The sequence below is a fragment of the Pseudaestuariivita rosea genome (genome assembly GCF_017592335.1).
Taxonomy (GTDB): domain Bacteria; phylum Pseudomonadota; class Alphaproteobacteria; order Rhodobacterales; family Rhodobacteraceae; genus Parasulfitobacter; species Parasulfitobacter rosea.
Genome location: NZ_JACNMP010000003.1, coordinates 205,255 through 215,728, shown reverse-complemented (window position 1 = coordinate 215,728; position 10,474 = coordinate 205,255). Strand labels below are relative to the sequence as shown.

Genomic DNA, 10,474 nt, shown 5'->3' with positions numbered 1-10,474 from the left:
CGAGACGCCGCCGAACGCACGATAGAGGCAACATGGCGCAGGATCGGTAAGCTGCTCGACCGCTTCACCCCGCAGGAATGTGCGAATTACCTTGTCAACTCAGGATACGCTTCAACCTGATCTCATCTTGCTCTAGCCTTCGATCCGGGTCAGGTCCGCGACGCTAAGGCAGATTGTGCGAATGCGGCTGAGAAGGTTCAGGCGATTACGGCGCAGGATCTCGCTGTCGGCGTTTACCTGAACGGCTTCGAAAAAGGCGTCAATCGGCCCGCGCAGGGCGGCCATAGCTGTCATCGCCGTTTCGAAATCCTCGGCCTGCATGGCCGGATCAATCTTGGCCTGCGCATCGTCAAGCGCGGCGAACAGTGCTTTTTCTTCGTTCATTTCAGCAAACTTGATATCGGCGCCGAATGAGTATTCGACCCCATCCTTTTCTTCCGCCTGCGTCAGGATGTTATTGGCCCGTTTGAACCCTTGCAGCAGGTTTTCCCCGTCGTCGGTTTTCAGGAACGCACTCAGCGCCTCGGCCCGTTTGACCAGCAGGGTCAGATCATCATTTCCCGGCATCGCGATACAGGCGTCGATGACGTCGTGGCGGATACCTTCGTCACGCAGGTGAACTTTGAGGCGGTCGTGGATGAAGGAGAGAAGGCTGGCACCAGGATGTTGTAGTTGCGAAAAATCAATGGACAAAAGCCTTCTTTCCATATCGCTCGGGCCACTAATTTTCCGCTTTTCGTCTCCTATCTTGGATCGCCAATCTTGAAAGACGACTTTTGGAACTCCGAGCCGTTCAGCCGCCTCAAGATCAGCCTTTTCCTCATCGTCAAGAATATCCCACCTTAACTTTGTATCATAAGGATCATAACCACTAAGTATTAAATTCAGCAGCTCAACTTTTATCGTATTCTCCAAGATCAGTCTTGTTAGACCTAGTGCAGCTCTGCGCAATGCATATGGATCTTTAGATCCCGTAGGTTTTTCCGAAATCCACCAGAAACCCGTTAGCGTATCGATTTTGTCAGCCAGCGCGACGGCGACCGATATCGGGTTTGTCGGCACATCGTCGGATGGTCCGAGGGGCGAGTAGTGGTCCTGGCACGCCTCGGGCACGCCGTCATCATGGCCCGCGGCTTTGGCATAATACTTCCCCATGATCCCCTGAAGTTCGGGGAATTCGTAGACCATTTCGCTGGCCAGGTCGGCTTTGCAGACACGCGCGGCCTCGGCCGCCAGATCGGGTTTCGCGCCGACTAGCGGGGCGATTTCGCGGGCCAGGGCCTCGATCCGCGCAATCCGTTCCGCCTGCGATCCCAGCTTGTTGTGGAAGGTGACATCGGCCAGCGGCTTGGCCATACCTTCCAGCCCGATCTGATTGACGGTACGCAGGTCGTTTTCCCAAAAAAACTTCGCATCGGCCAGGCGGGCACTTAAAACCTTCTCATTCCCGGCCAGAATTGTGGCGCCATTGTCGACTGTTTCGCGATTGGCGACTGTCACAAATCGAACAATTTTGCCCGTTTTCGTGTCACGAACCGAGAAAAACTTTTGATGCTCACGCATTGAGGTCTGAAGCACCTCGGGCGGCAGGTCCAGATAATCAGCCCCGATATTGCCCATCAGAACGACCGGCCATTCGACCAATCCGGCGACCTCGGCCAGCAGTCCTTTGTCTTCGACAACCTCAAGACCCTGGGCAAAGGCCATGTTCGTGGCGTCGTGCCGGATGTGTTCGGCGCGTTCGGTCGCATCCAGCACGACATGGGCGCGCTTCAGCTTGGCTTCGTAATCCTCAAACGAGGTCACCTTGATCGCGCCCTGCGACATGAAGCGGTGACCTTGCGTGGTGTCGCCCGCAGTGATGTCATCCACGATCAGCGGCACCATCTGCGCGCCGTCTTCCGCATAAAGGATGCACAGGATCGATTGCAGTGGCCGCACCCACCGCAAGCTGCCCGCACCCCATCGCATCGACTTGGGCCAGGGGAAGTTGCGGATGGTGTCGCCCAAAACCTCGGCCACGATATCCGCTGCAGGGCGGCCCGGTTTTTCGATCACGGCAAAATAGACCTGGCCCTTTTTGTCATCACGCACCTCAAGCTGGTCCTTGGTCAGACCGGTTGAGCGCAAGAATCCCTCGACCGCCTTTTCGGGCGCGTCGGTGCGGGGGCCTTTGCGTTCCTCGCGCACATTCGGGCTTTCAGCGGTCAGGCCATTGACCGTCAGCGCCAACCGCCGCGGCGTGGCAAAGGCGCGGACCCCGGCATAGATCAGGCCCGCCTCGACCAGACCATCGGTGACCCGTTTTTGCAGATCACTGGCCGCCTTGGCCTGCATCCGCGCGGGGATTTCTTCAGAAAAAAGCTCAATCAGCAGGTCGGGCATCTAGTTATCTCTTGCAGGGGGTTCGGGGCAGCCGTCGGGCGTGGGTTGGCCATCAAAGACGACTTCACCACAGGCGTTGATCTGGTGCCAGACAAAGCCGCGGCCGTCGTCCAGAATGGCGACAACACGGTCGATGCCGTAGGTGATGTTTTCGGTGCCCATAAAGGCGATGGCGGTTTCGTTTTGCAGGGCGGTGCCGATTTCGTCAGCATCGAAACAGTCGAACCAACCGGGGGCCTCAAGCGGGACGGCATCGTCGTAAATCACATAGGTTTCCGTCAGCATCGCCTGGCTTTGGGGCGTTGTGAAACAGGCGCGATACCTCAGGGGGGAACTGCCTGCGTCAATCGCTTCAAAGCTGTCATACAAGATCGGTTCGGGTTCGCCCGAGACGATCGTCGTCATCTGAACGTCGGTCAGGCCATTCGCCTCAACCGGTTCATAGAACGCGTAAATCTGCAGATAATACAGGGCGATGCCTGCGATAACGGCCATTGCGACAATCCCTATTCCGATGATTTTGCCTGACATCTGATGCGCCTTAGATCCAATCAAGATTGACTTGGGTTTTCGGATAGGCCTTGGCAATCCGTTCTTTCAGCGCCTTGAACCGGGGTCGCAGGGCCTTGAACTTGTTTTCATGGGTTTCGGCAACGGTACAGCGGATGTGGCGGAACAGATCATCACGTTCCATCTGTTCAAGAATATCCAGTTCGGCCCCTTCGATATCCATCTTCAGAAAAGCGATTTCGGTGTGTTCGTCCAGCTTTGTCCGCAGGAAGGCCGGAAAATCGATCAGATCGACTTCGATCGCGCTGTCATCGCTTTCATCGATCTTGCGCCCGCCTTCGATGATCGTGCTTTTGACCGATCCGCCTTTAGGGTTGTCGTCAAAGTTCACGGACCGCATCAGGTTTACGGTGCCAGCAGACAAACCGACGGCGGCATTCTGAACGGTGACATTGTCGTTTTCCCTAAACCGCTGCGAGAGCCGATCAAAGGCATAGGGGTCCGGTTCAAAGCAGTGTACGGTCGCACCAGTTGCAGCCAAAGGTTCGGTGACGTCGCCAATATTCGCGCCGCAGTCGATGACCAAGTCACCGGGTTTCAACATGGATGTGATGCCAAACAGATATCCTTTGGCAAAACTGTTGCGCATATTCCGGTCATGCCGCCGTTTGTATTTTTCCAGTTCTTGCGCCGGATCGGGTGTCATTGTGCGGCCTGATTTTCCGGGCTGACCTCAAACCCCCCCGCCTCGGTCTGCACAAAAGCATCGGCGCATTGTTTCGCCAACGCGCGGACGCGGCCGATATAGGCCTGGCGTTCGGTGACCGAGATAACGCCGCGCGCGTCCAGCAGGTTGAACAGGTGGCTGGCCTTGATGCACTGGTCATAGGCGGGGTGCGCCATGATGATACGCATGCCGGTTTTCGGGTCTTGGGCGGGTTCTGACAGGATGCGTTCGCATTCGGCCTCGGCATCCTTGAAATGCTGCAACAGCACATCCGTGTCGGCCACATCGAAATTCCAGCGGGCGTATTCCTGTTCGGTCTGACGGAATACATCGCCATAACTCAGCGCAATCGGGGTCTGCGGGTCGTTGAACGGCATGTCCATCACGTGATCAACGCCCAGAACATACATCGCCAGCCGTTCAAGACCATAGGTCAACTCGCCCGAGACGGGTTTGCAGTCATGCCCGCCGACCTGCTGGAAATAGGTGTACTGGCTGACCTCCATCCCGTCGCACCAGACCTCCCATCCAAGGCCCCAGGCGCCCAATGTCGGGCTTTCCCAGTCGTCTTCAACAAAGCGGATGTCGTGCAGGTCCATATCGATCCCGATGGCCTCAAGGCTGCCAAGGTACAGGTCCTGCAGGTCAGGGGGGCTGGGTTTGATCAGCACCTGATACTGGTAGTAATGCTGCAGCCGGTTGGGGTTTTCGCCATAGCGGCCATCGGTTGGCCGACGGGATGGCTGAACATAGGCGGCAGCCCACGCGTTTGACCCCAAAGCGCGCAAGGTCGTTGCCGGGTGAAAGGTGCCTGCGCCCACCTCCATGTCATAGGGCTGCAGGATCGCGCAGCCCTTGGATGCCCAATAACTCTGCAAACGCAGGATGATTTCCTGAAAACTGCGCGGCGTTGTGGCGTTTGACATGGTATAACCCTGCAAAGTAAAGCCTGTGTGTCCTAACGGTCAGCGCAGCAAGGGTCAATTGCCCGAAATCCGATTATTGGGTCGCCAGCGTGCTATGATTTGCTAGGTATATCGCAAGATCGGGCGAACAGGCTGGTGATTTGGATGATATTGCGGATTTGGATCGGACTTTTGCTGTGGGCGGTTGCGATTATACCGTTGCAGGCCCAGGATCGCGTCTGGGTTCAGATCGAGGCGCAGCCCAGTCTGACCGAAGCGCAGGAACGCATCCGCGATTATTCCGCCAGTCTGACGGATATCAATGGTTTCGCGCTTGATACGGGCTGGTATGGTATCGTGCTTGGGCCTTATTCCAGGCCGGATGCCGATCGCACCCTACGCAGGCTGCGGCGCTATGGGCTGATCCCGCGCGACAGCTTCATCGCCTTTGGCGATAACTTCAGTCGGCAGTTCTGGCCCATTGGGGCGGGCGCCTTTACCACGCTGGCGACGCCGCCTGCGCCGCAGATCACGATCGAGCCCGTGTCAGAAGCCCCACCGCTGATCGACGAAACCCCGCAACAGGCCCGCCGCAGCGAGGCGCGTTTGACCCGGCAAGACCGCGAACTGCTGCAAAAGGCGCTGAAGTGGGCGGGCGTTTATACCGCAGGCATCGATGGTGCCTTTGGCCGCGGCACCCGCAGCGCGATGCGTGATTGGCAACTGCAAAAGGGGTACGAGGACACCGGTATTCTGACCACGGCGCAGCGCGTGGAACTGCTGCGCGACTATAATGCCGTGCTGGATGGGCTGGACATGCAGATCGTGGTTAACTCCAACGCTGGTATTCAGATCATACTGCCCAGTGCGGTTCTGGCCTTTGATAAATATGAACCACCGCTTGTGCATTATCGCCCCACGACCGACCTGCAGGTTCAGGTTCTGCTGATCAGTCAGACGGGGGATGCCAACAGTCTGCTTGGTCTTTACGACCTGCTGCAAACGCTTGAGGTGATGCCGACCGACGGCCCCCGTGAACAGAATGATCGGCGGTTTGAAATCACCGGCGTTGATGCAACCCGCCATTCCTATGCCTATGCCGAACGCCAGGGCGATGTGATCAAGGGGTTCATTCTGGTCTGGCCTCCGGGCGATACCCAACGGCAGGCCCGCGTTCAGCAGGAAATGCAGGACAGTTTCACGGTCATTGATGGTGTGCTTGACCCTGATCTAGGCCCGCCGGACATGGAACAATCGATCGATCTGGTCTCAGGCCTTCAAATTCGGCGCCCACGCCTGTCACGATCGGGCTTTTATGTCGATCAGGATGGAACCGTTCTGACCACGACCCGTGTCATCGATCAATGCGCCCGGATCACCTTGGATGAACAGTATGAAGCCGAGGTCGTCGCGCAAAACAACACCCTGGGCATCGCCATCCTGCGCCCGAAAGAACCTTTGTCGCCCGCCGGCGTTGCTGCGTTCCTGGTCGGAGTGCCACGCATTCAGGATCAGGTCGCCGTTGCCGGTTATCCCTATGAGGGTGTCTTGGGCAAGCCATCCCTGACTTTCGGCCAACTGGCTGATATTCGCGGTTTGGATGGGGCTGATGATGTGGACAGGCTGGCACTGACTTCCCTGCCGGGCGACGCCGGTGGGCCTGTTCTGACAAACACCGGGGCCGTGCAGGGCATGCTGCTGGCGCAGGATCAACAGGATCGGCAACTGCCAGAGGACGTCAAATTCAGCATTGATGCGACAGTTCTTGTGGCCGAACTGGCAAAGCTGGGTGTCGAAGCCACGCTGGCGTCAGATCAACAGCTGTTGCTACCCGAAGACCTGTCACAACTGGCCGCCGATATGACAGCATTGGTCAGCTGCTGGGATTAATCAGGCCAGCCGCCTCAGACGCTCGCGTTGTTCAGAACCCAACCGGAAATGCCCGGTGATCTTATGATCGAACAGCATATCCTGCGTTCGCGTGCCCCAACCGATATTATGCGTGATCAACGGCCGTTCGTCATCACGGCTGCGTCGGTCGCTGGCAATCCCGATATGGGGCAGATTGCTGCCTGTCAGACGCCAACTGACAATGTCACCCATCTGAAACACACTTGAATCTGACGACACAGACCGCGCCGCGCCGATCCGCGCAAACAGGGTTTCAAGGTTCGGAACACGCCGGTGATCGATGTTACGATCTGGTCGCGTCAGACCCCAGTTCTTTGGATAGGCCGAAAAATTATTCCGCATGTCGCGGTTCACAGCCACCTGCAAATCAATGTCCCACGCATCACGCATCGCGCGGATCACGACATCAGTGCAGACCCCACGCAGCCTGGGGATATCGCCACCGGGAAAGCCCAGCCCGCGGTAACTGCCGTCGTAAATCAGCGTGACGCCGACCTGACCCTGCGCCGCTGCGACCAGTTGCGCCATCGCCGGATCAGGCGTCGCCAGCGCAGGTGCCGCAACCCAGGCCGCCGCACCCGCCAGAACTGCGCGCCGTGATAGCATCACCAATGCCCTGTGTTCTCCATACTGGCCCAGGGTTCGGCGGGGGGCAGATGGTCGCCCTCTTGCAGCAATTCGATCGAGATATTGTCAGGCGACCGCACAAACGCCATATGCCCGTCGCGCGGCGGGCGGTTGATCGTCACGCCATTGTCCATCAGCTTCTGGCACATGTCGTAGATGTTATCGACGCGATAGGCCAAATGCCCGAAATGCCGACTGTCCGAGGGCAACGCATCATCGCCATCCCAGTTGTAGGTCAGCTCAACCGGGCATTCCTCTTGCCCCGGCGGGGCCATGAAAACCAGCGTGAACCGACCTTTGTCGTTTTCCATCCGGCGGGTTTCCTTCAGGCCCAGCAACTCATAAAAAGCCATTGATTTTTCAAGATCTTTCACGCGCACCATCGTGTGCAGATATTTCAAAGACATGCAGTAAGCCCCCTTGCTGTTTCGCCCACACTCTAACACCAAAAACCACAGTTTCGACCCCTTGCTGCAATAAATCACAAAACACCTGATATAGATGTTTTGCGAAACGTGACTGCAATATATAGTGGCCCGCGACTCAGGATGACAGAAAGCAGATGCCATGCCACTTAGCCCGGAACAACAGGCCGAAATCGACGAACTGCGTGCGACCCCGCAACCGACCCTGCGCGCGGTCAGCCCAGGGATGGAGCAGCATCTTTACAAGGCCTACGACGTTCTGGATCACGGCTTTATCCGGGTGATCGACTATATGGGCGACGACGCCGCCATTACGCAGGCCGCGCGCGTCAGCTATGGCAAGGGCACCAAATCGGTCAGCAATGACGAAGGGCTGATCCGCTATCTAATGCGTCACTGGCATTCGACGCCGTTCGAGATGTGCGAGATCAAGCTGCACGTTAAATTGCCCGTCTTTGTGGCCCGCCAGTGGATCCGCCACCGCACGGCGAATGTGAATGAATACTCGGCCCGCTATTCGATTCTGGATCGCGAATTCTACATCCCCGCGCCCGATCATCTGGCCGCGCAATCCACAGTGAACAACCAGGGCCGTGGCGCTGCGCTGCAAGGCGAAGAGGCCGCCCGCGTGTTGGAGATTCTGAAAACCGACAGCACCCGCGCCTATGATAACTACGAGGCGATGATCAGCCAGGACGATCAACAGGGTCTGGCCCGCGAACTGGCGCGTATGAACCTGCCTGCGAATATCTATACGCAGTGGTATTGGAAGGTTGATTTGCATAACCTTTTTCACTTTTTGCGGCTGCGGGCGGATGCACATGCGCAATATGAAATCCGGGTCTATGCCGATGCGATTTGTGAGGTCGTGAAGGACTGGGTGCCGTTTGCCTATGCGGCGTTTGAGGATTATCGGATGGGTGGCGCGAATTTGTCAGCAAAAGCAATAGATTGCGTGAAACGGATGCTGGCGGGTGAGGAGGTGACTCAGGAAAGCTCGGGCATGAGCAAGGGCGAGTGGCGCGAGTTTGAGGGGGCTTTGGGGACACCGAAGCCCGTGTGATAGCACATCTTAACGCCCCGCACGGTGCCCGAAAAAATGTGCAGATTGCACATATTGGGCTGAAAAGGCCCAAAACTACCGAAAATAAATGTGCAATTTGCACATTTTTGGGGAAAGAGGCCGCCGACACATGTTTTGTGACAAATCGTACGTTTTGTACGCAGGTTTCGTACGATTCTCGGTCGTACAAAACTGCCTGTCAACACGTCCTGTGCTGTCAGACATCCTTAACAAAGCATCCGAATTAACCATTTCCGCGGGCCATTAACGTCTCATAAATCGCACCGTACGGTGCCAAACTTTGCAACTTTACAAAAATCGAATCGAAAACTTTGCAAAGTTTGCAGCGTTAAGGTTTGGCTAAGAAATGTCGGATGTCGGCAATGAGCCTATTCCGTTGAAAAACTCTCTCTTGATCGAGACTGATGTGTCTGATTCAATTTCCGTATTGAACGGGAGTTTTAGTGATGATGGGACCGAGGCAGGAAGCGCAAGGATCGCTGTTCTATGAGTTCTCAATTGAGGATCATGTCCCGCAAGATCACCTTCTTCGAGGTATAGACCGGTTCGTCGAACTGTCTGATATCCGCCGGCATCTTGCTCCGTTCTACAGTTCGACTGGCCGACCGTCAGTTGATCCGGAACTGATGATCCGGATGCTGCTGATAGGCTACGTGATGGGCATTCGATCTGAGCGACGGCTCTGTGACGAGGTGCATCTCAACCTCGCGTACCGCTGGTTTTGCCGCCTCGATCTCACCGATCCGGTGCCGGACCATTCGACCTTCTCGAAGAACCGGCACGGCCGTTTCCGACACAGTGATCTTTTGCGGCATTTGTTCGAGACGGTTGTTGCGCGCTGTATCGAGGCAGGGTTGGCCAGTGGGCAGCGTTTCGCAGCTGACGCCAGCCTGATCCAAGCTGATGCCAATCGGCAGAATTCTTCACCGCAGCGGGATTGGGCACCTGAGAAGATCATCCCTGATGAGGCCCCCCGCGCCGTCAGGGAATACCTGGATACGTTGGATGACGTCGCCTTCGGCGCGGCAAGCCCGGTGAAGCCGAAGTTCATTTCGCATTCCGATCCAGCCTCGCAATGGACTGGCGCGCGGGGTGGACCCGCCTATTTTGCCTATTCAGCCAACTATCTGATCGACACGGACAACGGAGTGATCCTGGACGTGGAAGCAACCCGGTCGATCCGCCAAGCTGAGGTTGGCGCTACCCGAACCATGGTCGACCGGGTGCGTGAACGCCATGATCTGAACCCTGAGCGGCTGATCGCAGACACGGCCTATGGCTCTGGGCCGATGTTGAGCTGGATCGTCGATCAAGGCATTGCTCCACATATTCCTGTCATCGAAAAGTCCGGCCGCAAAGATGGAACGTTCGAACGAGCAGACTTTACCTTTGACGCTGAAAACGATGCCTATATCTGCCCTGCTGGCAAGGAACTCAGACAGTATCGCCGAGCCTACACAAAACCAAGAGAGCCCAGACCGGACAAGGATGGTATCCTTCGCTACCGCGCCCGTAAACCCGACTGCGACGCCTGAATCCTGAAGAGCCGATGCTGCCCGAAAGAGCCACAGCGCAAAGTGACGCGCTCCATCCATGAACCATCCCGAGATGCGGCTCGTGCCATCTCCCAAACCACCCAATATGCAATCTCGTGCAAACTCAGAAAGAAGGTCGAGATGCTGTTTGCCCATCTCAAGCGCATTCTCGGTCTCGGGCGCCTTCGATTACGTGGCCCATGCGGCGCTCAGGACGAATTCCACCTCGCCGCCACCGCCCAAAACCTCAGAAAACTCGCAAAGCTCATCCCGGCTTCACAAAAGATATCCGCCATATGACCAAGATCTCGGCTGGACAGATACCAAGGACAAACCCAAGCATTCAAACCGTAGAGTTTTTCAAC

The 10,474-nt window shown here is 56.7% G+C and carries 8 protein-coding genes and 1 pseudogene; 3 read left to right on the top strand and 6 right to left on the bottom strand.

Going from position 1 to position 10,474, the window contains the following annotated elements; all coding sequences use genetic code 11:
- Nucleotides 1-132 precede the first annotated feature (132 nt).
- Genes glyS through H7848_RS04110 form a run of 4 tightly spaced genes read right to left on the bottom strand, consistent with a single transcriptional unit; the run spans nucleotide 133 to nucleotide 4,548 of the window.
- On the bottom strand, nucleotides 133-2,385 hold the full coding sequence (glyS, locus tag H7848_RS04125) for a glycine--tRNA ligase subunit beta (RefSeq protein WP_208348247.1): 2,253 nt from the start codon (nucleotides 2,383-2,385) through the stop codon (nucleotides 133-135).
- A complete protein-coding gene (locus H7848_RS04120) occupies nucleotides 2,386-2,916 on the bottom strand; it encodes a DUF6446 family protein (protein ID WP_208348245.1) in 531 nt (176 codons plus the stop codon).
- A 10-nt stretch (nucleotides 2,917-2,926) separates the two neighbouring features.
- Nucleotides 2,927-3,601 (bottom strand): FkbM family methyltransferase, encoded by a 675-nt coding sequence (locus H7848_RS04115; RefSeq protein ID WP_208348242.1) that lies wholly within the window; start codon nucleotides 3,599-3,601, stop codon nucleotides 2,927-2,929.
- Entirely contained in the window at nucleotides 3,598-4,548 is a 951-nt protein-coding gene (locus H7848_RS04110) for a glycine--tRNA ligase subunit alpha (protein ID WP_208348240.1), read from the bottom strand. The genes H7848_RS04115 and H7848_RS04110 overlap by 4 nt, the downstream gene beginning before the upstream one ends.
- A 144-nt stretch (nucleotides 4,549-4,692) precedes the next feature.
- Between H7848_RS04110 and H7848_RS04105 the strand changes: the two genes are divergently transcribed.
- Nucleotides 4,693-6,417: a serine protease gene (locus H7848_RS04105; protein ID WP_208348238.1), complete on the top strand. Its 1,725-nt coding sequence runs from the start codon at nucleotides 4,693-4,695 to the stop codon at nucleotides 6,415-6,417.
- Here the strand turns inward: H7848_RS04105 and H7848_RS04100 are convergent, their stop codons facing one another.
- Nucleotides 6,418-7,044, bottom strand: coding sequence for a DUF1287 domain-containing protein (locus H7848_RS04100; protein ID WP_208348236.1), 627 nt, complete (start codon nucleotides 7,042-7,044; stop codon nucleotides 6,418-6,420).
- Nucleotides 7,044-7,472, bottom strand: a complete 429-nt coding sequence (locus H7848_RS04095) for a VOC family protein (RefSeq protein ID WP_208348232.1) — start codon at nucleotides 7,470-7,472, stop codon at nucleotides 7,044-7,046. The genes H7848_RS04100 and H7848_RS04095 overlap by 1 nt, the downstream gene beginning before the upstream one ends.
- 160 nt (nucleotides 7,473-7,632) lie before the next feature.
- Between H7848_RS04095 and thyX the strand changes: the two genes are divergently transcribed.
- Nucleotides 7,633-8,553, top strand: a complete 921-nt coding sequence (gene thyX / locus H7848_RS04090) for an FAD-dependent thymidylate synthase (RefSeq protein ID WP_208348229.1) — start codon at nucleotides 7,633-7,635, stop codon at nucleotides 8,551-8,553.
- Between the two features lie 467 nt (nucleotides 8,554-9,020).
- Nucleotides 9,021-10,409: pseudogene (locus tag H7848_RS04085) on the top strand (transposase).
- Nucleotides 10,410-10,474: the final 65 nt, after the last annotated feature.